The sequence below is a fragment of the Halorubrum tibetense genome (assembly GCF_055396225.1).
Map to the genome: position 1 here is coordinate 2,827,958 of NZ_AP043742.1, position 25,746 is coordinate 2,853,703.

The window sequence follows — 25,746 nt, forward strand, 5'->3', positions numbered from 1 at the left end:
TCGCATCGGTGTCGATGCGGGTATCGCTGGTCGTATCCGCGTCCGCCGTGGGCTGGTCCTCACCGGTCGTGTCCGCGTCCGCTGCGGCCTTGTCCTCGCCAGTCGTGTCCGCGTCCGCCGCGGACCGCTCCGTGTCACTCATACGTCCTCCCCCAGGTACGCATCGATGACGCGTTCGTTCCGTCTGACGTCCTCCGGGTCCCCTTCGGCCAGTACGCTTCCCTGATGCATGACGATGACGTGTTCACAGTTGTTCATGATGACGTCCATGTCGTGTTCCACGAGGAGGAACGTGTACCCCTCCTCGCGGAGCTGATGGATCCGTTCGAGCAGCTTCTCCTCCAGCGTCGGGTTCACCCCGGCGAGCGGTTCGTCCAGTAGCACCACCTCCGGATCCGTCATGAGCGCCCGGGCCATCTCCAGGAGTTTGCGCTGGCCGCCGGACAGGTTCCCCGCGTACTCCGTGGCGACGTGGTCGATCTCGAAGAACTCCAGCGTCTCCCACGCGCGCTCGCGTATCGCCTCTTCTTCCTCGATCACCGCCCCGCGAAGGCCGGGCGTCACGGACTGTATCGCCGACTCGCCGCGCTGGCCCTTCGGCGCGAGCATGAGGTTCTCGAGCACCGTCATCTCCTCTAACTCGCGGGCGATCTGGAACGTTCGGACCAACCCCTTTCGGGCGATCTGATACGGTTCCATCCCCGTGATCTCCTCGTTCCGGAAGTAGACGTGCCCTCCCGTCGGCTGATGGACGCCGGTGATGCAGTTGAACGTGGTTGATTTTCCGGCCCCGTTGGGCCCGATGAGCCCCGTCAACGACCCCTCCTCCACCTCGAAGGAGGCGCCGTCGACCGCGGTGATCCCGCCGAACCGCTTTACGAGTCCGTCGACGCGCAGGGGGAGCGACCGCGGCGTGCTCCGGGCGTCCGCCTCCGTCTGACTGTCGTCGGGATACGCCGTCTCGGCCGTCGCGTCGATCGCGTCCGGGGTGTCGTCCGCGTCGGAGGTATCGTCCGCATCGGGGATGTCCCGCGCGGTGTTCGCGTCGTGGGCGTCGGTCTCATCGCCCGTCCCGTTCGGCTCACTCATCGTCATCACCTCCCGTGGGGCGGTGAGCGGGATCGACCGCCGCTGCCGACTCCATCCGGTGGCCAAGCAGTCCGTCCGGCCTTCGGTGCATGATGAAGATCAACACTAACCCGAGGAAGACGAACTGGAGCGGCGCGATGTTGTCCGTCGCGAACGCGAGGAACGCGATCGGGTCGAGCGAGGCGACCGCGTCGGCGAACGACGGCGGGGTCGGCGCGTCGATAGTGCCCCGGATCGTCGACCCGACCCGGCGCGGCCCCTCGAACAGCACCGTCGCGAACACGATCCCGCCGAGCACCGCCCCGGTGTTCGAGCCCGCACCACCGATGATAACGGCGACGAAGACGTAGAACGTTAGAAGCGGCATGAACTGCGGGGTCGGCGAGACGTTCCCCTGACTGCCGAACCAGAGGATCCCGGCGAGCCCCATCAGCGCACAGCCGATGGCGAACGTCTTGATCTTGATCAGGTCGACGTTCTTGCCGAGCGAGTCGGCGACGAGCTCGTCCTCACGGATCGCCTTCAGCGTCCGTCCGAACGGCGACCGGCCCAGACGCTCCAAGAGGACGTAGAACCCGACGAGGAAGCCGCCGAGCACGAACACGTACGCCCAGCCGATGAGGATCGTGTGTGAGATCCCCACTCCGCCGTCGCCGAGGACGCCGAACACGGCCGAGCCGAGAGCCGTGGGGTCGCCGGCGCGACCGTCGACCAGGAACAGATCGCGGACGGGGTTGCTCGGCATCCCCATGCCGCGACCGCCGCCGGTTCCCACGCCGATCGACTCCCTGAGGAACGTGTCGAACGCGCTCGACTGGAGCGTCAGCCGGATGATCTCCGAGAACCCGAGCGTGACGATCGCGAGGTAGTCGGCGCGGAGCCGGAGCGCCGGTAGCGCAGCGATCAGCCCGACGATCGCCGCCATCGCCACCCCCGCGATGATCCCGATCGGGAGCGGGAGGCCGAACCCCGGCGGGCCGAACGCCGGTTCCGGGGACCGGACGACGATCCCCATAGTGTACACGCCGACGGCCATGAAGCCGGCGACGCCGATGTTGAACAGCCCCGCGTACCCCCACTGGAGGTTCAACGCGAGCGCGGTGAGCGCGTAGACGAAGCCGAGGAACGTGAGCGTCCGCAACAGCCCGGCGACGCTGTTCAACCCGTCCGTGATCGTGAGCAGCGTCGCGGCCGCGTACACGACCGCCAGCGTGATCAACACCAGTCCGAGGTCGCTTCGCTGGGCGGCGTCCATCACGACGCGATAGACGCCCTCGTCCTCGGACGCCATCTCGGCGTCCCCCTCGTCGCGACCGTCTTCGGGTTCGCTTCCCCCGTCGGTGCGTGGCCGGCGCGTCATGCCGTCGAAACACCTCCGAAGATCCCCTCCGGTTTGAACAGCAACACGAGGATCATAACGGCGAACGCGGCCGCCTCGTTGAAGTCGGAGGGGATCCAGATGGTCGAGGTCGTGAACACGATCCCGATGACGAGACCCCCGGCGATCGCGCCGTACACCGAGCCGATCCCGCCGAGGATCACGGCGGCGAAGATCAGGAGGAGGAGCAGCCAGCCGAAGTCGAACTGGATGGTTCCCCGCAACAGGACGTAGAGGTACCCGGACGCCCCGGCGAGCCCACCGCCGATGATCCAGGTCGCGGTCACGACGCGCTCGGCCGGGATCCCGGTGACGAGCGCGAGGTCCTTGTTGTCGGCCATCGCCCGCATCGCGGTGCCGAGTTTAGTGTGCTGTAACATGAAATGCATGGCGAGCATCAGCCCGACCGCGGCCACGACGAGCGTCAGCTGGTGGGCGTTGATGGAGAGCCCGAGCGTCGGGATCGCCAAGTTGGAAGCGTCGACGCTTGCGGTCACGCCCCGCCGACTCGACCCGTAGACGAACTGTATCAGGTATCGCACGACGAGCGCGGCCCCGATGGAGGCGATGAGCAGCGAGATCCCGCTCCGGTCGCGCATGGGCTTGTAGAACGCCCGGTCCAGCGCGAGCGCGACGAGCGCCGTGATGGCGAAGGCGGCCACGAGCCCGACGAGGATCGCGATCGGCGTCGAGAGGACGTGCGCGCCGATCTCACCGGGGGAGACGCTTCCGGCCCCGCGGACGGTCAGGAGCGCTCGTATCGGTGCCTCGCCGAACGCGGCGATCAGGAAGGCGACCCCCCAGCCGGTGAACGCGCCCGTGCTGACGAGGTCGCCGTGTGAGAAGTTCGCGAACGAGAGGATGCTGTACGTCATCGAGAGTCCGACTCCCGCGAGGCCGATCACCAGCCCGATCACGACCCCGTTCCACAGGTTCGAGCCGAGCCGGCCCGTGGAGACGGAGCCACCGAGCGGGCCGACGGTGATCCCGGCGAGCTTGGCCGCGAGGTCGACGAGCAGGAGGATCCCGAACAGCGCGACGAGGGCGAGCCCCGGCCGCGCTCGTATCGAATCCGTGAGAGTCCGTTCAGTCGTTGCCATGTGTACGTGTCACTTACCCGTCGTCGGGCATCGATGGGTAAATAACTCGCTGTTGTGACAACGCTCGATCCGGCGTTCCGGGCCCCCTACGTGTTCTTGAACCGACATCCTGGCTGACGTGTCAGTTCCGTTGGGAGTGTTCGGTCCCGCCTGACGTGTTCGACGACGATTCCGACCCCCGGTTTCGGGGCCGTCAGTCCCCGCCGGCAGCTCGGGCGTGTCGGCGGGCCGCCTCCGCCGACCGGCCCTCACGCAAGAGGGCCTCGACGAACAGCTCGCCGGCCTTGTAGGAGGACCGAACCATCGGCCCCGAGGCGCAGTAGAGGAAGTCGAACTCCGTCTCGGCCACCTCTCGCCACGTCTCGAAGACGTCGGGGTGGACGTACTCGAACACGTCGAGATGCGAGCGCGACGGCTGGAGGTACTGGCCGAACGTTACCACGTCGACGCCGACCTCGCGGAGGTCACCGAGCGTCCGGTGCACCTCGTGGTCGTACTCGCCGACGCCGAGCATGAGGCTCGTCTTCGTATGGATGTCGCTCTCGCGGTCCACCTGATCGAGCACCGCGAGCGACTGTTCGTACGTCGCCCGCCGGTCCCGAACGGGCCACTGGAGGCGCTCCACCGTCTCGACGTTGTGCGCGATCACGTCCGGTCCCGCGTCGACGATCCGGCGGACTGCCTCGGGGTCGCCCGCGAAGTCGGGGATCAGCGTCTCGACGAGGATCCCGGGGTCGCGTCGTTTGATCTCGCGGATCGTCTCGGCGAAATGTGCGGAGCCGCCGTCCGCGAGGTCGTCGCGGTCGACGGACGTGAGCACGACGTAGTCGAGACCGATCTCCGCGACCGCGTCGGCGACGTTGGCGGGTTCGTCGGTATCCAGCGGGTCCATCCCGCCAGTCTCGACGTCACAGAAGTTACAGCCGCGCGAGCAGCGGTCGCCCATGAGCATGAACGTCGCCGTGCCCGGGCCGTCGCGGCCGGACCAGCATTCGCCCATGTTCGGGCAGTTCGCCTCCTCACAGACGGTGTGGAGGTCGCGGTCGCGGAGCGTCTCCGTGATCTCGGTGAACCGGCTCCCGGACGGTGGGCGGGATTTCAGCCAGTCCGGTTTCCGACGGCCGCGTTGCATACGCTATCCTTGGCGGCCGCGCGCAAAAACGTGCGGGTCAGCGACCCGATCGTATCCGGCACCGGTACTGTTTTATTATGCCTGGACAATCCCGGAACGATACCTGATGTTGGACGTCTCACAGGAGGAGATCACCGACGGCCCGATCGGTCGGGTCCTCCTGTTGCTCGCGGCGCCGCTCGTCGCGCAGAACCTCGTCTACGTCGCCAACGCGCTGATCGACACGTTCTGGCTTGGACGGGTGAGCGAGGAGGCCGTCGCCGCGGTCGGGTTGAGCCTCCCGATCCAGTCGCTGCTCGGCGCGACCGTCGTCGTCGCCGCGGTCGGCACCCAGATCCTCGTCGCCCAGCGGGTCGGCGCGGACGACGAGTCCGGTGCCCGGCGGCTCGCCGTCAACGGCGGGCTCGTCGCGCTCGTGGTCACGGTCGCGGTCGCGGTCCCCGTCGTCGTCTTCGCCGAGGAGCTGGTCGCGACGCTCGGGGCGGACCCGGCGCTCGCGGCCACCACCGCGACGTACCTCGCCATCGTCATCGCGGTGCTCCCCGTGGGGGCGGTCGGCGACACCGTCGAGAACTGCTTCACCGCCTACGGCGACACCCGGGCCGTGCTCCACGTGAGCGTCGCCAGCGTCCTCGTCAACTTGGTCGCCGCGCCCGTGCTCATCTTCGGCGTCGGGCCGGTTCCGGCGCTCGGCGTCGCCGGCGCAGCCCTGGGGACGGCGCTCGCGGGCGTCGTCGGCCTCCTTCACGTGCTCGCGTACGCCGGCGGTATCTACCGGGACACGTTCCGACTCACCCGCGAGGCGTTCGTCTTCGACCCCGCCGATATCCGGGAGGTCGTCTCCGTCGGGCTCCCGCTCGGCGGCCAGCGCGGCGTGAGCGAGCTCGTCCGCGTGCTGGTGGTGGGGCTCGTCGCGATCGCGGGCGGTGCCGCGGGTGTCGCCGCCTACACCGTCGGCGCGCGGGTCGCGACGCTGGCGATCGTTCCGGCGCTCGGGATGCAACAGGCCGCCCAGTCGATGATCGGACAGAACCTCGGGGCCGACGAGCCCGACCGGGCCCGCCGGACGACGACCGTCGGAACCGGGATCGTCGTCGCCGCGTTCCTCGCGCTAGGAGCGGTGCAGTTCTTCTTCGCGGGCGCGATCACCGACCTCTTCGCACCGGACCTGAGCGCGACCGGCCGCGATCTCTCCGTGCTCTACTTACAGCTCTTGGCGGTGACCTACTGGGGGCTCGGTGGCACCTACACGCTGCTCGCGGGGTTCAACGGAGCCTCCCGGACGCGGACCTCGTTCGTTGCCGACGCGATCAAGTACTGGGGGATCCGGTTCCCCATCGCCGTCGCCGCCGTTCCGACGACCGCGACGTTCGGCGCGTTCGGGGTCGCGATCACGCCGGGGCTCGGCTGGGGCGTCGAGGCGGTGTTCTGGGCGGTCGCGATATCGAACGCCGTCGGGTTCCTCGGGCTGGGCGCGTACTTCATATACGCGACGAAACGGGGCATGTTCGAGGCGGCTGCCGAGGACGCGTCGGCCGGAGAAAGCGATGGATCGGCCGGAGAAAGCGACAGGTCGGTCGAGGAAGACGACAGGTCGGTCGAGGAAGACGACGAATCGAGCGGGGAGGGCGGCGGGTCCGGAGAGACGGACGGCGCGTCGACCGCCGCCGACGACGACTGAGACGGTTACCCGAGGTCGGCCGCATCGACGACCGTCGCGAACTCGCCGTTCAGCTGTGCGAGCGCGACCCGATGTGACGTCTCCGGGTCGACTACACCCCCGTCGTGGGCGGTCCGCGCGTGGGCGGCGGTCGCGTCCGCAACGACGGAGACGTCGTATCCGCGGTTCTCCGCCGTCCGGACGGTCGTCGAGACGCAGTGGTCGGTAGTGAGCCCGCAGACGACGAGCGTGTCGTATCCCCGCTCCCGCAGCCAGTCGCCGAGCCCGGAATCGAGAAACGCGCCGTTGACGGATTTCTCGAAGGTCGCCTCGTCCTCCCGGGGTGCCGTCTCGGGTTTCCACGCGAACCCCGGCGAGTCCGGTCGGAGGGGTGAGTCGGGGTCCGTCGACGCGTGTCGGACGTGTGCGACCGGGCGGCCGGTTTCGCGCCACCGCGCTAAGAGGGCGGCGGCGACCGTCTCCGCCTCGGGGTTGTTTCGCTCGCCCCAGCCCGGGTCGTCGAAGCCGACCTGGAAGTCGACGAGGAGGAGGACGGCGTCGTCAGACGGCCCGCCGCGGGTCATTTCGTCGCCTCCGGTGTCCTCGGAGCCCCCGGGGCCCGATCAGTCATCGTCGGCTCCGGTGGCCACGGTGCGGACTCCTGTGGGCGGCTGGTCGTCGTCGGCCAGCCGCCGCCACGCGCCGGGTTCGAGGAGCGGTTCGGGGGCTTTCGGGTGATCGCGGGTCGGGGCAAGCGGGCACTCGTCCGGGCTCTCCGCGTCGTCCTCGCGGAACAGGTACTGTGTCCACTCGCGGTCGCCCTCAACCCCCCAGTCGCCGAGGTCGGCGTGGGGACAGACGCCGTCGTACTCGGTCATCCGCGACCGGATCGTCTCGCGGGCGCGCTGGCCAGCCTCAGTGTCGGCGGTGATCCCCTCGAAGACGGCCCGCGGCTGGAAGGTGATCTCGAGGCCGACCGGCGAGTACCGGCTCTTCCGCTCGTCGTAAAACGGCGCGCGGGAGGTCGGGAACAGCGGCTCGCCGCCGAAACAGAACTCCCACGTCGGGGTGTCCGGATCGGTCGGGATCGACTCCGGCCACGGTTCCGGGTCGTGAACGTGGAGGAACTCCAGGACGTGCCAGAGCCGCTCGTGGTAGTGTGCCTCGCCGGGGTCACCGGCCGGCGGCTTGAAGAACACCGCGAGCGGCGCGCGGTCGGCGTGGTCGGGGTACGTGTCGAGGTACTCAAGCAGGGTGTCACGGAGCCGTAACAGCGCGGCCGGATCGGTGGTCGACTCGCAGGCCGCGTACAGCAGATCGCCCTCCCGTTCGACCTCGATCCCGAAATAACAGGGGAACGGCGAGCCGTCGCGCTCGCCGACCATCGACTCGCGGAACGTCCGGTAGTGGTCCTGTAGCCACTCGGGCGCGTCGTCGAGCCGATCGTGGAGCGTCTCTTGGTCCAACAGCACGCCCTCGGTGCCGGGCTCGTTCATGGTAGATGTGGGTCGTAGACGGGCTTTTGCCTTTCGACGCCCCCAGCGCGGTGGGAACGGTGCGTGAGGACGTTCGAAGGGCGCGTCGACCCGGCCGCTACGAGGTCGGCTCGTGGTCGCGATCCGGCCTTCGATCGCTCCCGTCGCGGTCGGGTCGATCTGCCCGGCGGTCGAAGGCCGCGAGGATCGGGGCGGGGTCCGCGACCCGGGGGATCCGAACCGTCCGGTCGGATAGTTCGATCACGACCGACCGGGTACCGACTCGGCGGTCGATCCGATCGCGCTCGACGCGGAGGTTCGTCTCGTCCCACGGCTCGATCCGCCAGAGCGCCAGCCCGAACAGTCGATCGTACGCGACGACCGCGCGGTCCCCCTCGCTCGCGATCCGGTACTCCACCGCGCCGTACCGGAGCGCCGAGTCGACGATGAGGACAGTTAGCGGCGCGACAACCGCGAACAGTCCGATCACGAGGGCGGAGACACGGTATCCGGCGACGGCGACGAAGGCGGCCACGCCGAGCAGGAGCGCCGCCAGGAGCCACCCGCCCGGCCGGATAGCTTCGGCGAGCGGCCAACCGAAGAGTCGACCAGCGGTGGTCGGACGGCAACGCGTGTCGGGGTCCGGAATCCGGTCCCGTACCGGTTCGTCGGGGGGTGGCTCGTACGCCCAGCCGATGGCGAGGCTCGTCGACTCGTCGAACGCGGCCAGCCGATCGTGATACAGCCCGGCGAGGTCGCCCCCGAACTTGATTAGGACGGCAAGCGCGAGGACGATCGGTCCGAACGTCGCCGGGTCCGCGACCTCGCCGATCGGGGCCTCGGCGATCGCGATCCCGAACGTCGCGAGCAGCACCGTTCCGACCGTCTCCGGACTCGGTCCCTCGGTGCCGGTCAGCGCCAGCAACACCGGGCCCGTAAACACCCACAAGAGCGCGAGGAACGGTGCGATAATCGATAGAACGAGCACCGAAGAGAGGTGGATCCGGACGCCTGTCAGCGGTACGGACACCGAGGCCCGTTTGTCGACGAGCGCTCCGAGGATCAACGCGTCCGTCTCGAGTTCACTCGGTCGGCCGGCGAAGACGCCACGGAGGAGCGCGAACAGCGTCAGGACCCCTAGCTCGAACCAGTAGAGCAGTATCAGCGCCGTCGCGTCCCAGCCGAGCGCGAGGACGCCGACGAGCGGGAACAGGTTCGATATACCGACCGCGAGCGCGGCCGATCGGCTCGCGTTCGGGGATCGGGGGAGGGCGACCACGACGGACAGTCGGCCGGATTATTTATAAACTCCGTCACTGGGTGCTGTACAGCATATATAAACTGGCGTGACCGCTGGAACGACTTGGATATACTCATACTCGTCGTGTACGGACGATCGACCACGGCTAGTCGCACGCGAGTTCGTTGACGACGAGAGCGGTTTATAAGTAGTGTCTTGGATATCGACGGTCCCTTATAAACTACTCCGAACGTGGCGGCGTCGGTAAGCGCTCGGTCACCACCGATCGCTCAGTCCCCGGCGACCGCGAACCGAGACGCGTCGCTATCGGCGGTCGGCGCGGTGAGGGAGGAGACGCCGATCGTGAGGGCCGCCGAGAGGACCATCAGCCCGAGCGCGATGTCCCAGCCACCGGCCACCGACCGGGGAAGCGTCGGAACGAGCGGGAGCACCGAGGAGAACACCACCGTCAGATACGCGACCTGCGGGACGAGCACGCCGACGATCATCCCGTCGCGGGTGGTCCGGTCCCAGTACAGCGCGCAGATCACGGGGAGCGCGAGCAGCGCGAACCCGGAGAACGCGGTGTCGCCGACCTCGATCAGGGTACCGGGTCGGAGCAGGCTGGCGAGGAAGGCGAGCGTCGCGAACGCCGCCACCCCGATCCGCGCGAGCCACGCCTCGCGGCGGGCTGAGGCGTCGGGGTTGACGAACGGTCGGTAGAGGTCCCGCGTGAAGTACGACGATCCGGAGAGCAGCATCGAGTCCGACGACGACATCATCGCGGCCATCGCGCCCGCGATCACGAGCGCGGCGAACCACACCGGCGTGTACTCGTTCAATACGACGGGAAGCACGTTCGCGCCCTCGGGCACGTCGATCGGCATCCCCGCGGCCCACGCGCCGAGCATGAACGCGGGGAGGAACAACAGGAGGACCAGCACGGGCCACAGCGTGAACGACCGCTTGAGCACCGCGCCGCTCTTCGCGACGAAGAACCGCTGGTTGATCTGCGGGAACATCGTCACGCCGAACGCGATGGTGATCGCGGTGGAGATGATGAACCCGGGCGAGTAGAGCCCGCCGCCGAAGCTCCCGAACTCGGGGCGCGCCGCGAGCATGGAGTCGGTGGCCGCGCCCAGCCCGCCGACCGCCGACAGCACCCAGACGGCCGCGATCCAGACGATGGAGAGCATGAACAACCCCTGTACCGTGTCGGTCCACGCGACGCCGCGCATCCCCGCGAGCGTGACGTAGCCGATCATGAAGGCGGTGATCAGCGCCGCGCCGCCCCAGTAGGGGACCGCACCGTTCGTCAGTCCCACGATCGCTTCGCCTGCGCCCATCTGCTGGAGCATGACGTACGGGAACAACCACAACAGGCTGATCCCGGCGACGAGCGCGCGGAGTCCCGCGGAGCCGAACCGGTCACCGAGCATCTCGCCGAGTGTGAGGTAGCCGTTTCTGTTCCCGATCAGCCACTGTTTGTAGCCGATGACGTACCACAACACTGCGAACAGCACGCCGTCTAGCGCGCCCATGACGATCAGCCACTCGGGGCCGGCGGCGTACGCGAGGTTCGGCCCGCCGAAGAACGTGAACGCCGACAGCAACGTGGCGAACGTCGTGAAAAGCAACACGAGCGTCCCGATGGAGCGGCTGGCGAGGTAGTAGTCCTCGGCCGTCGCTTCCGCGACTCGATAGGCGATCAGCCCGATAGCGAGCGCGACGAGCAGGTAGCCGACGACGACGCCGAGCTGGACCGCGAGGCTCACGGCTCCTCACCCCCGCTCGCCGGCCGGCCTCCCGACTCCGAACGCTCCCCGATCGACTCCGCCCCGGCCGTCAGTCCCATCCCGCGCTCCCACGCGCCGCTCGCGACGAACCGGGAGAACAGTACGGTACACAGTCCGAGCCACCCGACGTGCCACCAGATCCACACCGGCAAGCCGGCGACGACGCGGTCGACACCCCACAGCGGCCACGGCACCGCGAACGCGACGAGTATCGCGAACGCCGGTACCCACAAGATATCTCTCCGTGATCGACTCATCAGAAATCTAAATGTAATACACACGGTTAAATCCTACTTTCCTAATTCAGTATAGGGTATCGAAGATAATTATTCTTCAAACGCGCTCGCCGGTGACTCTCCGGTCGACAGGTATTTTTCGGGAACGATCGTAATGGAAACGGGCGGTACGTACCGCCTGTTCAGATCACGATTCACATTCACATGAACGACACAGCCAAATACCTGATCCGTGCCACCATCGCGGCCGACGGCGTCGTCGAGCGGAGCGACGTCGTGGGCGCGGTGTTCGGGCAGACGGAGGGCCTTCTCGGCGACGAGCTGGACCTCCGTGACCTCCAGGACTCCTCGAAAGTGGGACGGATCGACGTCGCGATACAGTCGGAGAACGGTCAGTCCTTCGGCGAGGTGACCGTCGCATCGAGCCTCGACAAGGTCGAGACGGCGATCCTCGCTGCCTCGTTGGAGACTATCGATCGCATCGGCCCGTGTGAGGCGTCAGTCGAGGTGACGAGCATCGAGGACGTACGTGCCGCGAAGCGCCGCGAGGTCGTCGAACGCGCGAAAGAGCTCGTCGCGAGCGGTTTCGAGGAGACGAACCTCGCGAGCACCGACGTGTTAGAGGAGGTCCGCGACGCCGCCCGGATCGAGGGCGTCGCCGACTACGAGGGAGTGCCGGCGGGGCCGCGCGTCAGCGACTCCGACGCCGTGATCGTCGTTGAGGGGCGCGCGGACGTCTCCACGTTGCTCGAGTGCGGGATCAAGAACGCCGTCGCCGTCGAGGGGACGAACGTCCCAGACGCGGTCGCGGCGCTGACCCGCGATCGGACCGTCACCGCGTTCCTCGACGGCGACCGCGGTGGCGAGCTGATCCTCCGCGAGCTCGCTCAGGTCGGCGAGGTGGATTACGTCGCCTTCGCCCCGCCCGGCGAGTCCGTCGAGGACCTCGACCGTGGGGCAGTGTTCGAGGCGCTCCGCGGCAAAGTCCCGTACGAGACGCTCGCCGACGAGCCGAACCTGCGGAAGGCAGCCGGAAACGAACTGGACGGGCGCGACACGGACCCGGAGTCTATCCGATCGTCCGCTGTCGACTCCACTCGTGGAGATGGTTCCGACGGTGACGCGGACGCAGACTCCGAACGCACGACCGACACTGACGTCGGAAGCGAAGCCGACGAGACCGACACCGAACCCAACGCTGACGCCGAGGACGACGTCACAGCGGGATCCACCGACGCCGAAGCGTCGGAGCCAACGGAAGCCTCGGACGCCACTGAAGCGGCGGCTGAAACCGGGGAGCACGACGCTGCCACAGCGACGGAGTCGGCGGATCCCGCGTCCGCCGAGACGCCGTCGGAATCAGCTCCCCGGTCCATGGAGGAACACGTTCAGGAAGTGATCGACGCCGGAAGCGGGCTCGCCCGACTCCTCGGCGACGACCTCTCCATCGGTTCGGAGGTCGACGCCGACGCGGCGTTCGACGCGGTCGAGAGCGCGGACACTCCCCCGCACGCGGTTGTCGTCGACGGGCGGATCGACCAGCGCCTGCTCGATGTCGCCGCACAGCGCGGCGTCACCCGGATGATCGGTCGCGAGGTCGGCGAGTTCGTGAAGCGGCCGATCGGGACTCGCGTCTCGACGGTAGGGGAGACTTCGATCGAGGCCTGACGGCTTCCCGGCCGCTTATACGAGGCCGACCGCGCCCAACAGCGCGAACAGCGCGTCCCCGTAGGTGAGCGAGACGACCAGCCCGGCCGCCATCGGAACGACGAACGGCATTCCCGGCGACACTCGCACCGTCTCCCGGCTCGTCACTACTTCTAACCCGTCGCGAAGGGTCTCCGCGTCGGTCCCGTACGCGCCGTGGTCGATCCCCGTGAGGAACCGTTCGGCAGCCCAGGGGTCACCGATCTCTTCCTCCGACGTCTCGACCACTTCTCCCCCGTCGGTCGCCGGCCCGACGTGTGTCCCACCGTCGGTCGGGTCGAACGTCTCCGACACGCTTTCAGGGTCGCGGTGGCGGTCGGGCTCCGCGCGCAGCTCGGCCAGCGTCGTCCCGCGCCAGCGGAGGTACATCCGGAGGGCGTCGAGGTCGAGCCCGCTTCGTGTCGTCCCCGTCGTGTCCTCGAACAGCCGCCCGTGTCGCTCCGGGAGCGACGCCGTCGAGACGGGGCGCGCGAGGAACATCGTCGTCGACCGCTCCCCGCCCACGAGGTTGTAGGCGGCCAGTCCGACCGGGTACGCGAGCCCGATCAGCACCGTGTTTGTGAGCACCGTCAGCGAGAACACGCCGATCGCGGTCTCGACGGACGGGAGGCTCGCACCCGCGAGCTCGTAGGTCGGGAACGTCGGGAACACGATGGCGATGGCGATCAGCGCCTTGGCGTCCGCCCCGCCGAACGCGCCCAGATACCAGAACGCGTAGCCGAGGGGCGCGACGAACAGCAAACTGATCAGCGTCTGTACGAGGAACAGCCGGGCCTCAAACCCCGCAAAGGGAAAGAACTGGACGGCCTCGACGGCGATCAACAACACCCCGAACGCGTACAGCGGCGGCCAGAGCCGGTTCGGGAGCCGGCGCGTGCGGACGTCCCGAACCGCCGCCCACGCGAACACCGGGACGACGAGCAGCCGGAGCGCGTCCGGCAGGGTCGCGAACATGTCTACACGGGAACGGCGGGGCGAATTAGGCGTTCGGGTTCCGCCATCAGCCCTGATACTCAGCGCGCCGGCCCGGAGGCGCGATGGAGGTACATGTACAGGAGAACGGGGACGATGGTGAACACGAGCGTCGCCAGGAACCACAACACGGCCCGATTGCTCCCGCGGGCTTTCGCGTCGCGGTAGATCCACACCGCGACAGCGAGCACGATCCCGTACACGGCGAGCGTGAGCGGCCACGACCACGGAAGCGCCCCGGAGACGAGCGGATACATACGACACCGTTCGGCCGACGCCGTTTCAGCGCTTCGGCTCCGCCGGGGACGCCGGGGACCGCCAGCAGTACCGCTCGACTCATCGAGTCTCAGCGATCGGTGAGGTCCGCGGTCATCACGAAGTCCGGCTCGGCGCTTACCTCGACTCGGTTGGCCGCGACGTCGCTCACGTGATCGACGGTCTCGGGGATGAACACGCGGACGTGATCCGCGTCGCGGTCGGCCGCGTCCCGGGCGACCGCGTCCAGCAGCGCGCCGACGGCCGCCACGTCGCGCCACGCCGCGCTCCCGTAGATGGCGTGCCGCTCCACAGGGGGTTCATCCTCAGCACTCGTGTCGGCGTCCCCGTCCGCGTCGTCCGCCTCGCGTTCCCATGTCCGAGTGTGGAGGGCGAACCCGGCTATCCCGTCGTCGTCGTCCACCGCCACCAGTCGCTCCTCGTCGCTCGCCGTCGCCACCCGCTCGCGGGTCAACTGCGAGCAGGACCACGACTCGCCGGGGTCGAGCCCCAGCCCGTCGAGGTGATTCCGGGCGTCGCTCCGGCTCCAGAACGCCCACACTGCGTCGGGGTCGGGGTCGTCGACCGCCGCGTTCGGAGGAGTCGCCGGCGCGGCCGCCGGGTCGGGCCGGGCGAACCGGAACTCGGTACCGGGGTCGAAGCCGACCGCTCGCGACTGACCCAGTCCGGCGACGTTCCACGAGAACACCATGTTTCGGCAGACGGTCGCGCCAGCCGCGGCCGCCCAGTCGAGGACGGCCTCGCTGAGCCGGCTGCCGACGCCAAGGCCGCGGGCCGTCGGGTTCACGCGGATCCCCTGTGCCCACGACTCCCACTCGGAGAGCAGCACGCCCTGAACACAGCCGACGACGACCTCCGGCTCGCCGGCCGCGGCCGCGCCGGTCCCGTCGCCGGACACGACGGTCGCGTCGTCGACCTCCGCGTCCCCGATTCTCGCGTCGTCGACTTCCGCGTCCTCGTTCTCCGAACCTCCCTCGGCCGCATCGGGTCCCAAGGCGGCTGTCGCGTCGGCCGCGGCGATCGTCGCCACGAACGTCCGCTGTGCGTCGTCGTCGGAGTTCACCCACTCCGCGAACACGCGCGGGAGGTAGTCGTCGTGGCGGTCACCCCACGTGTCGGCGGTGAACACGGCGACTGCGTCGGCGTCGACGGGACGGGCCTGCCTGACGGCGATCTCGCTCATCCGTCACCTCCAGGGCTGTGACTCGGCGGTCAGCTCCCCCGCGAGCTCGTGTCGCACCGCCGCCGCGGGGTCGTCCGTGTTCGCGAGCGCCCACATCAGCTTCACTTTCGCCGTTCCCGGGAGGGTGTCGCCACCCTCTATCACTCCGGCGTCGAGCAGGTCGCGACCCGTGTCGTACACGCGGTCACACACCCGTCCCTCGAGACACTGACTGGTCATGACGACCGTCGTCCCGTCGGAGACGAGCGACTCGATCCGCGGGATCAGGTCGGTGTGGACGTGTCCGAGCCCCGTCCCCTCGATCACGACGCCCGACATCCCGTCGAGATACCCCCACGCCGCGGGGTCCATTCCCGGCGTGAACTTGACCAGCTCGACATCGTCAGCCATCTCGGGGGTGAGCGTGGGCTCCTCGTTCCCGCGGGGGGCTGGCTCGCGGTTCCAGTCGATCGCCGCGTCCGCCGTGTCCCCGTCCGCACCCGCGTCGGCGGCAGTCTCGTACTCGATGACGCCGAGGGGTTTCGCGCCGACGGTCTCGAAGGCGTCCCGGCGAGAGGTGTGGTTCTTGCGGACGCGGGTGCCGCGGTGGAGCGCGCAGGCGTCGTCGGACTGGTTCGCGTGCATACAGACGAGCGTCTCGGCGTGGTCCGCCTTCGCGGCCTCGACGGCACACACCGCGTTCATCACGTTGTCGGAGGAGGGACGGTCCGCGGAGCGTTGGCTTCCGGTGAACACCACCGGCACTGACGCATCGAGCGCGAACGAGAGCGCCGACGCGGAGTACTGCATCGTGTCCGTCCCGTGCATCACGACTACGCCGTCCGCACCCGCGGCTATCTCCTCGTGGACCGCCTCGGCGAGCTCCCGCCAGATCGACGGCTCCATGTTCTCCGAGAGGATGTTGGCGACGACCCGCCCGCGGTAGTTCGCCCGGCCCGCCAGATCGGGAACCGCGCGCAACACGTCCTCCGCGTCGAAGCGGGCCGTGACCGCGCCGGTCCGGTAGTCGACGGTCGAGGCGATCGTTCCCCCGGTGGAGATGAGCGCGATCGTGGGCAGCTCGTCGTCGAAGGTGACCTCGCTGGACGCGCCGGGGCCGTCCGCCGCGTCCCCGCTCTCCTCCCCGCCGACGTCGCGAACGCCGGACTCAAGTACCTCGATCTCGGCGGCGTCACGGTCGATACCGACGTTGTACCCGCCATCGAGCTTGACGACGAGGTGATCGGGGGTCGTCGAGGGCAACAGGACCCCCTCGTTCGTGACGTCCCCGCGGTCGACGCGGACGCGATCTCCCGGTTGCATACCACTCGATTCCCTGCCGGCGGACTTCAATCCAACCGTTCGTCGCCGAGAGACCGGTTCCGTCGATCGGGTCCGGTGTCCCCCGTCAGACAGGGAGGTCGGCGTCGGGGTCGACGACCCTGTCGGGCTCCGCCGGCGCTCGCCAATCGGTGGTGCGTTCGAGCAGCTGGACGACCATTCGTCCGGTCGCGCCCCAGACGGTGTACCCGTCGACGCGGAAGAAGTGGATCCGGTGGTCGCCGTAGTCGGGATGGACGCGTCGTTCCGACTCGTAGTTCGCGGGATCGGTGAGTCCGCTGACCGGGAGCACCGCTACTTCGGCGACCTCCGACTCGTCCGGGGCGTACTCGCGATCCGGAGCGATCCCGACGAAGGGGCGCACGGCGTAGTCGCTCGTCGTCGTCGTGTCATCGATACGGGCGACGATATCGACCTCTCGGGGGCGGAGGCCGATCTCCTCGTTCGCCTCCCGGAGCGCCGTTTCCCGCAGTGTGGCGTCCATCGGTTCCCGACCACCGCCCGGGAAGCTCATCTGGCCGGGGTGCTCGCCGAGGTGTGCGGCTCGCTTCGTGAACAGCAGGTGTGCCTCCCCGTCGCGTTCGACGACCGGAGTCAACACCGCCGCCTCACGCCGGGCGACGAGCGATGTCGGCGTGAACCGACCGAGCCGCGACAGGTCCATACCGGCCCTGGGTCACACACTCGGTTTAAGCTTTCTCCGATCCTCACCGCGTACAGCTCCCGTACCACCGAGTACACGACTGTCTACTGGGTACACCACTGTCTATCGAGTACGCCACTATCTACTGCGTACACCGCCGTCCACCGAGTGCATCGCCAAAACGGGTCTGTCGCGGTCCGTTTCCGGTCTGTCCCAGGCGTATCGTCGATCAACACCATCGTTCACGAGCTCTCGTTCCCGCCGTCTCAACGGTCCCCGCCATCAGTCGTGTCGCTCTCGGCGTCGCAGTCGGAATCGTCCGCATCCGCATCACTCTCGCAGTCGGCGTCGTCGTTCGGGTCCGTCTCGCTATCCGCGTCGTCGCCGGACCCCTCGACGTCCGGGACCTCGGTCGTGTCGACGCTGGGAATCCCGCCGATCGCGGTCGCCGCGAGCGCGGCCACGACCACAGTGACCACCACGATAAACACGAACTCCCGGGACTCACGCATATTCGGGTGGTGTGTCTCCACACACAAAGACCGGATCGACGTTTGTGCCGGATATGCCCGAATTAACCAGTATTAACGGGTGTAAAACGGGATATCTGATGGCCAAGCCTCCTCTGAGCTAACGACCCTTCGGACCTTTTAAGCCGCCGACCCACGCTGTGAGAGCTAATGAGCGACGACGACCAGGAGCTCGGGATCACCGAGTCCAAGTCACACAACACCGGCGAGTGGTACGCCGAAGTCGTACGGAAAGCGGGGTTGGCCGACTACGGCCCCGAGGGAATGAGTGGGTTCATCGTGACGCGCCCGCGGGCGTACGCTATCTGGGAGAGACTGCAGGGGTTCCTCGACGCGAAGTTCAAGGACACCGGCGTCCAGAACGCCTACTTCCCGCTTTTTATCCCCGAATCCTACCTCGAACGTGAGAAGGACATCGTTGAGGGGTTCGACCCCGAGGTCGCGTGGGTGACGGAAGCCGGAACGAAGGAGCTCGAGGAGCGGCTCGCCGTTCGACCCACCTCGGAGTCGATCATCACCCCATATATAAGTCAGTGGGTACGGAGCCACCGCGACCTCCCGTTGCGCGTGAACCAGTGGTGTTCGGTCGTCCGGTGGGAGGCGACGGAGACGAAGCCGTTCTTCCGGACCAAGGAGTTCCTCTGGCAGGAGGGCCACACGGCCCACGCCACCGCCGAGGACGCGTGGAACGAGACGATGACCCGACTCGACCAGTACGAGTCGGTGTACGAGGACTTACTCGCTATCCCGGTGTTGAAAGGACAGAAGCCGGACCACGACAAGTTCCCGGGTGCCGACACGACCACGACCGTCGAGGCGCTGATGCCCGACGGGAAGTCGGTCCAAGCCGGCACGTCACATTACCTCGGACAGTCGTTCGCGGAGGCGTTCGACATCACCTTCGCCGACGCCGACGAGAACGAGCGGCTCGCACACACGACGTCGTGGGGGCTCTCCTGGCGCGCGCTCGGTGCCCTCATTATGACTCACTCGGACGAACAGGGCCTCGTGTTGCCGCCGAGCGTGGCACCGACCCAAGTCGTCGTCGTCCCGATCTGGCAGGAAGACACGAAAGACGACGTGTTGGCGTACGCCGAGGGGGTCGCCGACGACCTCGAAGACGCTGGGATCCGGGTCGAGCTCGACGACCGCGACGAGCGCAACCCCGGGTTCAAATTCAACGAACACGAGCTCAACGGCGTCCCTGTCCGCGTCGAGATCGGGCCCTACGAAGTCGATGACGACGAACTCACGCTGAACCACCGGCCGGACGGCGAGGAGCACGTGATAGATCGCGACGGCGTCGCGGAAACGGTCCGTGACCACCTCGACGAGGTGTACGCGAAGCTGTACGCGGCCGCCGAGGAGACGCTCGACGGCGAGGTCCGTACGGCCGACGACCGCGCGGAGATCCTCGGGACGCTCGGCCAGCACGGCGGCTACGTGGAGGCCCCGTGGTGTGGCGACGAGGCCTGTGAGGAGCCGATCAAGGAGCCCATGGCCGCCGAGATCGTCATGGTCCCCTTCGGGGAGGACGACCCGCTCGTCGACGACGCGGGCGATGACCCGGACGACGACGCGGGCAACGACGGGGCCACCTGTGCGATCTGTGGCGACGACGCCGAGCGGACCGCGTACTTCGCGAAGTCGTACTGAGCGGGCGGAACCGAACCGTGTGGCCCCACAAGACCTATCACGGAACTCCCGAATCGTCGGGTATGAGGGGTTGTACGGGTGTCGATACGTCCGACAGTAAAGTCGCGGAGACGGTTCGGCGTGTCGACTGCCGGCTGTCACGGCTCTGTGTGACGCTCGCGCTATCCGCCGTCACCGTCACCGTTGCCGCCGCGGTAGCGTACGGGTTCCAAACGTTCGGTACTCCCGTCTAGCCGGGTTGATCCGGGTTAATTCGGGCTGAACGAGATGACCCTATTTATCCGAGGACGTGTTATAGGGGACCGATGAACCGACGCACGTCGTTGCTCGTGGGGATCGTGGTCATCGGTGTCGCCGCTGTCGCCGTGGCAGGGGTCGCTCCCGTCACCGCGGTGGCCGACTCCGTGACCACGACGGCGGACCACGACGAGTCGGACCGAGCGATCGTTTCCGATGTCGACGAGGATCCCGAAGAGTCGGAAAACGAATCGACCAGCATCCGGCCCGGCGAGCAGTTCGCCGGCGCGGTCGGCGTCCAAGCGGCCGAGATCGACGGGGAGGTAGCGTCGCGCGCCTTCGGACTTCGTCTGGCGGCGGCCGAGACCGACGCGGAACGCGCCGCCGTGATCGCCGATCGGATCGAGCGAAACGAGCGGCAGCTCGACCGGATCGGTGACCAGCAGGCGGAGCTCCGTGACCGACGTGATGCCGGGGAGTTGAGCGACGGCGCGTACGCCGCACGGACCGCACGGACGGTCGCGGAGGTCCGGGCTGTGAACTGGACGACTGACGGGAGCGCCGACGCCGCCGTCGGCCTCTCGGAGGAGCTCCTGGCCGAGCAAGGGGTCGACGCCGACCGTATTCGTGCCCTTCAGGATCAGGCTGACGAGCTGAGCGGTCCGGAGGTCGCGGAGTGGGCTCGTGAGATCGGCGGCAACCGGACGGGCGCGCCGTTCGGACCCGACCGCGGCAACGGCCCCGGTGCGGGTGTCGGAGCACCGGGACCGGGGGACGGTCACTCGGAGAACGGTACTGACTCCTCGGAGCGCGGGAACGAAGCGGCCGACGGGGACCGTGAGTCGGAGCGTGACGACGATAACGAGTCGGAGCGCGGCGGCGACGGTGAGTCGGAGCGCGGGAACGGGTCCGGTGAGCGCGACGACGAAGCGGGGTCGGAGCGCGACGGCGGTGGCCCACCAACGGTGGGGACCGTCGCCATCGGTAGTTCGAGTGTGCTGGTGCATCCGGATTCCTGATCGCCAGTGCGGAACGCAATGCGACGAACCCGAAGGAATTTAGCGGCCGCGACGGTTTCCCCGTTCGTGAAGCGACGGACCATCGTACTCGTCGGCGTCTGCCTACTCGTTTTCAGCGCGGGCGCTGCGGTCTCACTCGGTGCCGCAAGCGCGCCCGGTGGCGACCCCTTCGAGCAGATGGAGATCGAGGCGGAGGACGTCCTGATGGCCGTCGAGGTCGACGCTGACGGCGACGCGATGTGGACGGTCGAGTACCGAACGCGCCTGGCGGACTCGGAGGAGGAGGCTGCGTTCGAGGAGCTCCGTGAGGACATCGAATCCGATCCCGAACCGTACACGGATCGCTTCCGTGAACGGATGGAGCGTACCGCCGAGACGGCCGAGGAGGCGACCGGGCGTGAGATGGCGATCGCGGACGTCTCGGTCCAGGCGGACCGCCGGGAACTCGCGCGGTCGTACGGCGTCGTCACTTACGAGTTCCGCTGGACGGGGTTCGCCGCCGTCGACGGCGACCGGATCACGGCCGGCGACGCGCTCGACGGGCTGTTCCTCGACGACGAGACGTCGTTTATCGTCTCTTGGCCGGACTCACACGCGCTCGTCGATGTCAGCCCTCCGCCCAGCGAAACCAGGGACGGAGCCGTCGTTTGGAACGGCCCGCTGGACTTCACTGCCGACGAACCACGCGTCGCGATCGAACCCGCTGGGGCCGACGGCGGAGTGACGGACGACGGGCCGGCCGGTGACGATGTCGAGGACGGGGACCAGCCGAACGGCGAACAGGGGACCGACGAGTCGGTCTCGGCGGTCACGGTAGTCGCTGTCGTCGCCGCCCTCCTTCTGGTCCTCGGCGGTGCGACGTACTACCGGCGCATGGGGGGCGTCGCCGATGGGACGGGCGAGGGCGATGGCAGCACGTCGACTGGCCGGAGTTCGTCGTCGGGCGGGGACGCCGTCACCGCGACCAACGACGCGGATACTCCCGGATCGGACGTGAGTGACGGGGGACCGACCGACACAGGAGTTGACGACCACGACGGATCCGGTGAGGCCGACGAGGTCGGGGACCCTGACGACGCCGATGACGCGGTCGATCCGGCGCTGTTGAGCAACGAGGAGCAGGTGTTGCGGCTCATCGAGGAACGCGGTGGACGGATGAAACAGGCCGAAGTCGCCGAGGAGCTGGATTGGACGGCCGCGAAAACGAGCCAAGTCGTTACCGGGCTACGCGACGAGGGGACGCTCGACGGGTTCCGGCTCGGACGCGAGAACGTGCTCTCCCTCCCGGACGAGGACCCGACGGGTGCGGACGGAGCACGCGGGGAGGAGACGGAGTAAGCCGGAGGCTCAGAGGTCGCGGGAGCGTCCCAAGTGTTGCAGTTCGCCCCCACACTCGCACCGGCCCGGTGTCTCGCCCCGAGCGCCACATTCGAAACATTCGTACAGTTCTTCGCCACTATTCTTGCAATTCGGTCTCATGTCTCGATGTAACACGCCGAGAGGTATGGCTGTGACCCTAATATGCGTAGTATTGTTTAATCGTGTTACGGGCCCGGGCAAACGAACGATCGGATCCGAGCCGACGGCCGGTCACTGGGGTGGGGTGTCGATCCAGGAGTCGATCAACACCTTGAGGACGCTCGCGAACGCCGTCCGACGGCTCCAGAAGGCGACCTCCCCCGCCGTCGCCCCCTCGCTTTGCACGGCCAACAGGACCGTGTCGCCGTCGACGGCGAGCAGCCGGACGACGGGGAGGTCCGCTTCGTGGGCGTCCTCCGGGACCGGAAACGTCCTGACGGGGGTGTTCTCGTAGTACGCGATCATCTCGGGGTCCGCACTGGCAACGAGGGCGTCGACCCCACCTTCGGCGGCGGCGAACAGCGCCTCGTCGGTCGACTCGTCGTGGTTCCGTCGCTCGACGGCGTACACGATCGACTCCGTCGCGTCGGCCGCGAGCGACCGGATCCGTTCGGTCACCGCGTCCCGCCCCTCGACCGTCCACACCTCTTCTTTTCGCTCGTCGTCGTCGGGACGTTCCGGCTCGATCGCCTCCAACCGCTCGAACGCGCGCTCGCGACGCCGGTCCTGCTGGCGGCGGAGCAGCTCCTCCGCCTCCGCCAGGGGCACGGGTCTGAACCGCTTCGGCGACGCCTGCTGAACGTCGAGGAGCCCCCGTTCTTGGAGGCTCTCGGCCGCGCCGTACACCTGTGACCGCGGGACGTCAGTCGCCTCAGCGATCTCGCGAGCAGTTCCGCGCCCGAGCTTCTCTAACGCGACGAACACGCCCGCCTCGTACGTCGACAGTCCGAGACGCTCCAGCGCCGTCCGGGCCGCCGTCTCGGGTCGTGACTCCCCTGCCGCGTCCCCGTTGTCGCCGGATCCGGTCGCGTCGTCGCTCATGTCGACTCACCCGTCGCGCGACGAGCGCCCCCGAGCCACGGCCTCTCGTGCCAGCCGGGCGCTCGGCGATCCGGACGCGCGTGTCTCGGTCCTCCTCCCGTGTCGTACACCACTGGTCCGTACATCATCCGGTAGGGGTGTTAAACCTGCGTTCACGGCCCGATATCTGCTCCCGGGTCACGCGTCGACCACCTCGCTGGAGTGTGATTCGTCGGAACTCCCCAGGTCGGGGTCGGCATCCGCGACGACTCCGTCGTCGCCGTCGGGAGCGTCGTGGGTCCATCCGAAGTAGCGCTCCCACACGAGCAACGCCGGAGGTAACACGAGCACCGCCGCCAAGAACGAGTACACCACGCTCAACGACGTGAGAAGCCCGAACTGGGCGAGAAGCGGGGTAGCGGACAACACGAGCGCGCCGACCCCACCCGTCGTCGTGACCATGCTCCCGGTCACGCCGCCGCCGGTCCCCCGTAGCGTCCGCAACAGGGCCGTCTCGGCGTCTTCGACCCGATTGAACTCGTCGATAAACCGGTGGGTGATGTGGACCGAGTACGCGATCCCGATCCCGATCGTGATCGAGAGGATCGTCGCCGTCAGGACGTTGAACGGGATCTCCAACACCACCATCGTCGCCGCGAGGAACGCGACGGTGACGACGATGGGGACGACGTTGACGATCCCCAACGACGGACGACCCTCCAACACCCAGTAGACGGCGACGAGGAACGCCGCCGTCACCCCGAGTGCGGTCGCGAGGCTCACGATCGCCGAGGCGAACAACAGGTCCATCACCGATCGGATGACGACGATGTCGCCGGTCGCGGTCGCGTCCTCACGGAAGTCGTCGGCGACCGACCGCGCGTCGTCGACGACGGCCTCTTCCGTCGCGTCCGCCTCCACGTCGTAGACGAACCGCATCGCGGTGCGGTCCTCCGTGACGTACTCCGCCGCCCAGTCACCGACCGGTGAGGCGAGCAGCTCGTCCATCACCACGTCGACGTTCCGGTCCGGAACTCCGTTACCACTCATGTCGTTCGCGGCGACCAGCGCGCCGAACTCCGGGTCCTGGGCGGCGAGTGCGTTCATCGGGTCGAGCACGCTTTCGGCGATCGCCTGCCCGTCCTCTTGGAGGAACGTGTCCGGTGGATCGGTTCCCGCACGATAGGCGGACTCCAAGGCGTGGTCGGCGTCTGCCGGCCCCTCGACGTAGATGGTCACTTGGTCCTCCTCGCCGGTCTCGAAGTTGTCGCCGAGGAAGTTGATCGTCTCCGTCGCGCGGTAGTCGTCGGCGTCGACGACCCCGGTGACGGCGACGTACGGCGGGAGCTCCTCGTAGGGGAGGAAGTCCTCGTCGTCGAACTCCGTCTCGACGTCGGTCGCGACCACCCCGGCGCCGGCAGTCGCGACGAGGATGAGCGCGAGCATCGCCATCGGTGCCTTCCGACCGACGAACAGGCCGACGGGTAGCACCCGGCCGAGCGCGGAGTCCTCGTCGCCGAGCGGCGTGGTCCCGAACTCCGGGATCGACGTGCCCGCGCGGAACTCGTCCATGAGCACCTTCGCGGCGGGTACGAACACCCCGAAGATCAGGAGTGTGAACACGATCCCGATCGCCGTGACGAGCCCGAACTCCTGGATCTGGCCCAGCTCGCTCGTGAGGTTCGCGCCGAACCCGATCGCCGTCGTCCCGGTGACGATGAAGAACGCGACGAGGAGCTGGTCGTTGGCGCGCACCATCGCCTCGCGGATCTCGTACCCCTGCACCCGCTCCTCACGGTATCGGTTGACCGCGTGGATACCGAAGTCGATCCCGACTGCGAGCAGCAGCGGTGGCACCGCGACGGTCATCATCGTGAACGGGATGCCGGCGAGTCCGGCGAACCCGAACGTCCAGATCACCGCCATCACCAGCGCCACCAGCCCGAGCCCCAAGTCGAACGGGTCGCGATAGGCGACGACGAGGAACAGCAGGATCAGCCCGGCGACGGCGGGGACGACGAGCACGAGCGAGTCGACCATCGCCTGTTCGGTCTCGATGTCGACGAGCGCGCCCGTGAACACCGTGAAATCGCCGTGAACCCCATCGGCAACCGTCTCTATCCGCGTGAGCAGCTGGATCTCCGCCTCGGTGTCGGGGGCCTCCGCGAAGTCGACGACCGTGATCGTCGCCGACGCGGAGGGGTCCTGCGTGTTGAGGTCGTCACTGAGGGACTGCGCGCGGTCCGGTTGTTCCTCGAGCAGCGCTCTCGCGGCCGCCCGGACCTCGGTCTCCGTCGCGTCCTCGACCGCTCGGAGTCGTGCCTCGGTGGTCTCCGCGTCCCCGTCGAGCTGCTCGGCGACGGCACCCGCGACGCTCGCCGACTCGCGGACGTCGAGTTCCGAGTGCTCCGCCAGTCGGTGCTCGACCTCGAGCATCGCGATGATCCCGGACCGCGACAGCACGTCGCCCTCTTGGATGAGCTGGACCGACGTCTCCTCGTCCTCAAACGGCGGTTCGAACTCCTCGTTCACGCGGTCGAGCGCTTCCTGCTCCGGGATCCCTTCGGTGAACGCGTCGATATCCGGGTCGGCCTCCACGGCCGCGAGGCCGCCGGCGAACACGCCCGTCAAGACGAGGAACACCGTCACGACCAGCAGCGGGCGGCCGATGATACCCCCGTTGACGGTCTCGACGATCCGCCGGTACCCTCCGCTCAT

At 68.1% G+C, this 25,746-nt stretch carries 24 protein-coding genes; 6 read left to right on the top strand and 18 right to left on the bottom strand.

Annotated elements, in window-relative coordinates:
* Positions 1–138: 138 nt before the first annotated feature.
* From ACZ5TV_RS13995 to lipA, 4 genes are all read right to left on the bottom strand, one after another.
* Entirely contained in the window at positions 139–1,089 is a 951-nt protein-coding gene (locus ACZ5TV_RS13995) for an ABC transporter ATP-binding protein (protein ID WP_379781765.1), read from the bottom strand.
* A complete protein-coding gene (locus ACZ5TV_RS14000; RefSeq protein ID WP_379781775.1) occupies positions 1,082–2,380 on the bottom strand; it encodes a branched-chain amino acid ABC transporter permease in 1,299 nt (432 codons plus the stop codon). Before ACZ5TV_RS14000 ends, ACZ5TV_RS13995 begins: the two co-directional genes overlap by 8 nt.
* A 65-nt stretch (positions 2,381–2,445) precedes the next feature.
* The gene (locus ACZ5TV_RS14005) at positions 2,446–3,567 is read right to left on the bottom strand and encodes a branched-chain amino acid ABC transporter permease (protein ID WP_379781767.1); all 1,122 of its coding nucleotides are present in this window, start codon (positions 3,565–3,567) and stop codon (positions 2,446–2,448) included.
* A gap of 193 nt (positions 3,568–3,760) precedes the next feature.
* Positions 3,761–4,699 carry a lipoyl synthase gene (gene lipA / locus ACZ5TV_RS14010; RefSeq protein WP_379781769.1) on the bottom strand — a complete coding sequence of 313 codons (939 nt, stop codon included), beginning with the start codon at positions 4,697–4,699 and terminating at the stop codon, positions 3,761–3,763.
* A 106-nt stretch (positions 4,700–4,805) separates the two neighbouring features.
* On the opposite strand from lipA, the gene ACZ5TV_RS14015 reads away from it, so the two are divergent.
* Complete coding sequence (locus ACZ5TV_RS14015) at positions 4,806–6,380, top strand: MATE family efflux transporter (protein WP_464383930.1); 1,575 nt, start codon at positions 4,806–4,808, stop codon at positions 6,378–6,380.
* A 5-nt stretch (positions 6,381–6,385) separates the two neighbouring features.
* Here ACZ5TV_RS14015 and ACZ5TV_RS14020 read toward each other — a convergent pair whose 3' ends face one another.
* From ACZ5TV_RS14020 to ACZ5TV_RS14040, 5 genes are all read right to left on the bottom strand, one after another.
* The gene (locus ACZ5TV_RS14020) at positions 6,386–6,943 is read right to left on the bottom strand and encodes a cysteine hydrolase family protein (RefSeq protein WP_379780777.1); all 558 of its coding nucleotides are present in this window, start codon (positions 6,941–6,943) and stop codon (positions 6,386–6,388) included.
* A gap of 39 nt (positions 6,944–6,982) precedes the next feature.
* Positions 6,983–7,855, bottom strand: coding sequence for a YqcI/YcgG family protein (locus tag ACZ5TV_RS14025; protein WP_379780775.1), 873 nt, complete (start codon positions 7,853–7,855; stop codon positions 6,983–6,985).
* Positions 7,856–7,952: 97 nt separating this feature from the next.
* Positions 7,953–9,113: a DUF6498-containing protein gene (locus ACZ5TV_RS14030; RefSeq protein ID WP_379780773.1), complete on the bottom strand. Its 1,161-nt coding sequence runs from the start codon at positions 9,111–9,113 to the stop codon at positions 7,953–7,955.
* A gap of 251 nt (positions 9,114–9,364) precedes the next feature.
* Positions 9,365–10,849, bottom strand: coding sequence for a sodium:solute symporter family protein (locus ACZ5TV_RS14035; protein ID WP_379780771.1), 1,485 nt, complete (start codon positions 10,847–10,849; stop codon positions 9,365–9,367).
* Positions 10,846–11,127, bottom strand: a complete 282-nt coding sequence (locus ACZ5TV_RS14040; protein WP_379780769.1) for a hypothetical protein — start codon at positions 11,125–11,127, stop codon at positions 10,846–10,848. The genes ACZ5TV_RS14035 and ACZ5TV_RS14040 overlap by 4 nt, the downstream gene beginning before the upstream one ends.
* Positions 11,128–11,310: 183 nt before the next feature.
* On the opposite strand from ACZ5TV_RS14040, the gene dnaG reads away from it, so the two are divergent.
* Complete coding sequence (gene dnaG, locus ACZ5TV_RS14045; protein WP_379780767.1) at positions 11,311–12,774, top strand: DNA primase DnaG; 1,464 nt, start codon at positions 11,311–11,313, stop codon at positions 12,772–12,774.
* A gap of 15 nt (positions 12,775–12,789) precedes the next feature.
* Here dnaG and ACZ5TV_RS14050 read toward each other — a convergent pair whose 3' ends face one another.
* The 6 genes from ACZ5TV_RS14050 to ACZ5TV_RS14075 form a co-directional block, all read right to left on the bottom strand.
* The gene (locus ACZ5TV_RS14050; protein ID WP_379780765.1) at positions 12,790–13,767 is read right to left on the bottom strand and encodes an A24 family peptidase; all 978 of its coding nucleotides are present in this window, start codon (positions 13,765–13,767) and stop codon (positions 12,790–12,792) included.
* Between the two features lie 59 nt (positions 13,768–13,826).
* A complete protein-coding gene (locus tag ACZ5TV_RS14055; RefSeq protein WP_379780763.1) occupies positions 13,827–14,042 on the bottom strand; it encodes a hypothetical protein in 216 nt (71 codons plus the stop codon).
* A gap of 89 nt (positions 14,043–14,131) precedes the next feature.
* The gene (locus ACZ5TV_RS14060) at positions 14,132–15,244 is read right to left on the bottom strand and encodes a GNAT family N-acetyltransferase (RefSeq protein ID WP_464383931.1); all 1,113 of its coding nucleotides are present in this window, start codon (positions 15,242–15,244) and stop codon (positions 14,132–14,134) included.
* A 3-nt stretch (positions 15,245–15,247) separates the two neighbouring features.
* On the bottom strand, positions 15,248–16,546 hold the full coding sequence (gene gatD / locus ACZ5TV_RS14065) for a Glu-tRNA(Gln) amidotransferase subunit GatD (protein WP_379780493.1): 1,299 nt from the start codon (positions 16,544–16,546) through the stop codon (positions 15,248–15,250).
* Between the two features lie 85 nt (positions 16,547–16,631).
* Complete coding sequence (locus ACZ5TV_RS14070) at positions 16,632–17,228, bottom strand: NUDIX hydrolase (RefSeq protein WP_379780491.1); 597 nt, start codon at positions 17,226–17,228, stop codon at positions 16,632–16,634.
* A gap of 245 nt (positions 17,229–17,473) precedes the next feature.
* Positions 17,474–17,719, bottom strand: a complete 246-nt coding sequence (locus ACZ5TV_RS14075) for a hypothetical protein (RefSeq protein ID WP_379780489.1) — start codon at positions 17,717–17,719, stop codon at positions 17,474–17,476.
* A 168-nt stretch (positions 17,720–17,887) separates the two neighbouring features.
* Between ACZ5TV_RS14075 and proS the strand changes: the two genes are divergently transcribed.
* The 4 genes from proS to ACZ5TV_RS14095 all read left to right on the top strand — a co-directional run bounded on the left by proS (position 17,888) and on the right by ACZ5TV_RS14095 (position 21,987).
* Positions 17,888–19,393: a proline--tRNA ligase gene (gene proS / locus ACZ5TV_RS14080; protein WP_379780487.1), complete on the top strand. Its 1,506-nt coding sequence runs from the start codon at positions 17,888–17,890 to the stop codon at positions 19,391–19,393.
* A gap of 62 nt (positions 19,394–19,455) precedes the next feature.
* Positions 19,456–19,626, top strand: coding sequence for a hypothetical protein (locus ACZ5TV_RS14085; protein WP_379780485.1), 171 nt, complete (start codon positions 19,456–19,458; stop codon positions 19,624–19,626).
* A gap of 72 nt (positions 19,627–19,698) precedes the next feature.
* On the top strand, positions 19,699–20,649 hold the full coding sequence (locus ACZ5TV_RS14090; protein WP_379780483.1) for a hypothetical protein: 951 nt from the start codon (positions 19,699–19,701) through the stop codon (positions 20,647–20,649).
* Between the two features lie 66 nt (positions 20,650–20,715).
* Positions 20,716–21,987, top strand: coding sequence for a helix-turn-helix transcriptional regulator (locus ACZ5TV_RS14095; protein WP_379780481.1), 1,272 nt, complete (start codon positions 20,716–20,718; stop codon positions 21,985–21,987).
* Positions 21,988–21,996: 9 nt separating this feature from the next.
* Here the strand turns inward: ACZ5TV_RS14095 and ACZ5TV_RS14100 are convergent, their stop codons facing one another.
* From ACZ5TV_RS14100 to ACZ5TV_RS14110, 3 genes are all read right to left on the bottom strand, one after another.
* Positions 21,997–22,128 carry a rubrerythrin-like domain-containing protein gene (locus ACZ5TV_RS14100; RefSeq protein ID WP_379780479.1) on the bottom strand — a complete coding sequence of 44 codons (132 nt, stop codon included), beginning with the start codon at positions 22,126–22,128 and terminating at the stop codon, positions 21,997–21,999.
* A 111-nt stretch (positions 22,129–22,239) separates the two neighbouring features.
* The gene (locus ACZ5TV_RS14105) at positions 22,240–23,049 is read right to left on the bottom strand and encodes a TrmB family transcriptional regulator (protein ID WP_379780477.1); all 810 of its coding nucleotides are present in this window, start codon (positions 23,047–23,049) and stop codon (positions 22,240–22,242) included.
* Between the two features lie 177 nt (positions 23,050–23,226).
* Positions 23,227–25,746 (bottom strand): efflux RND transporter permease subunit, encoded by a 2,520-nt coding sequence (locus ACZ5TV_RS14110; protein ID WP_379780475.1) that lies wholly within the window; start codon positions 25,744–25,746, stop codon positions 23,227–23,229.

Bases quoted from the DNA above. Each gene is read 5' to 3' on its own strand.
- ACZ5TV_RS14060 (WP_464383931.1), bottom strand. From the start codon at position 15,244: ATGAGCGAGATCGCCGTCAGGCAGGCCCGTCCCGTCGACGCCGACGCA.
- ACZ5TV_RS14070 (WP_379780491.1), bottom strand. From the start codon at position 17,228: ATGGACCTGTCGCGGCTCGGTCGGTTCACGCCGACATCGCTCGTCGCC.
- ACZ5TV_RS14005 (WP_379781767.1), bottom strand. From the start codon at position 3,567: ATGGCAACGACTGAACGGACTCTCACGGATTCGATACGAGCGCGGCCG.
- ACZ5TV_RS14105 (WP_379780477.1), bottom strand. From the start codon at position 23,049: ATGAGCGACGACGCGACCGGATCCGGCGACAACGGGGACGCGGCAGGG.
- ACZ5TV_RS14075 (WP_379780489.1), bottom strand. From the start codon at position 17,719: ATGCGTGAGTCCCGGGAGTTCGTGTTTATCGTGGTGGTCACTGTGGTC.
- lipA (WP_379781769.1), bottom strand. From the start codon at position 4,699: ATGCAACGCGGCCGTCGGAAACCGGACTGGCTGAAATCCCGCCCACCG.
- dnaG (WP_379780767.1), top strand. From the start codon at position 11,311: ATGAACGACACAGCCAAATACCTGATCCGTGCCACCATCGCGGCCGAC.
- gatD (WP_379780493.1), bottom strand. From the start codon at position 16,546: ATGCAACCGGGAGATCGCGTCCGCGTCGACCGCGGGGACGTCACGAAC.
- proS (WP_379780487.1), top strand. From the start codon at position 17,888: ATGAGCGACGACGACCAGGAGCTCGGGATCACCGAGTCCAAGTCACAC.
- ACZ5TV_RS14085 (WP_379780485.1), top strand. From the start codon at position 19,456: ATGAGGGGTTGTACGGGTGTCGATACGTCCGACAGTAAAGTCGCGGAG.
- ACZ5TV_RS14000 (WP_379781775.1), bottom strand. From the start codon at position 2,380: ATGGCGTCCGAGGACGAGGGCGTCTATCGCGTCGTGATGGACGCCGCC.
- ACZ5TV_RS14025 (WP_379780775.1), bottom strand. From the start codon at position 7,855: ATGAACGAGCCCGGCACCGAGGGCGTGCTGTTGGACCAAGAGACGCTC.
- ACZ5TV_RS14055 (WP_379780763.1), bottom strand. From the start codon at position 14,042: ATGTATCCGCTCGTCTCCGGGGCGCTTCCGTGGTCGTGGCCGCTCACG.
- ACZ5TV_RS14040 (WP_379780769.1), bottom strand. From the start codon at position 11,127: ATGAGTCGATCACGGAGAGATATCTTGTGGGTACCGGCGTTCGCGATA.
- ACZ5TV_RS13995 (WP_379781765.1), bottom strand. From the start codon at position 1,089: ATGAGTGAGCCGAACGGGACGGGCGATGAGACCGACGCCCACGACGCG.
- ACZ5TV_RS14050 (WP_379780765.1), bottom strand. From the start codon at position 13,767: ATGTTCGCGACCCTGCCGGACGCGCTCCGGCTGCTCGTCGTCCCGGTG.
- ACZ5TV_RS14020 (WP_379780777.1), bottom strand. From the start codon at position 6,943: ATGACCCGCGGCGGGCCGTCTGACGACGCCGTCCTCCTCCTCGTCGAC.
- ACZ5TV_RS14110 (WP_379780475.1), bottom strand. From the start codon at position 25,746: ATGAGCGGAGGGTACCGGCGGATCGTCGAGACCGTCAACGGGGGTATC.
- ACZ5TV_RS14015 (WP_464383930.1), top strand. From the start codon at position 4,806: ATGTTGGACGTCTCACAGGAGGAGATCACCGACGGCCCGATCGGTCGG.
- ACZ5TV_RS14100 (WP_379780479.1), bottom strand. From the start codon at position 22,128: ATGAGACCGAATTGCAAGAATAGTGGCGAAGAACTGTACGAATGTTTC.
- ACZ5TV_RS14090 (WP_379780483.1), top strand. From the start codon at position 19,699: ATGAACCGACGCACGTCGTTGCTCGTGGGGATCGTGGTCATCGGTGTC.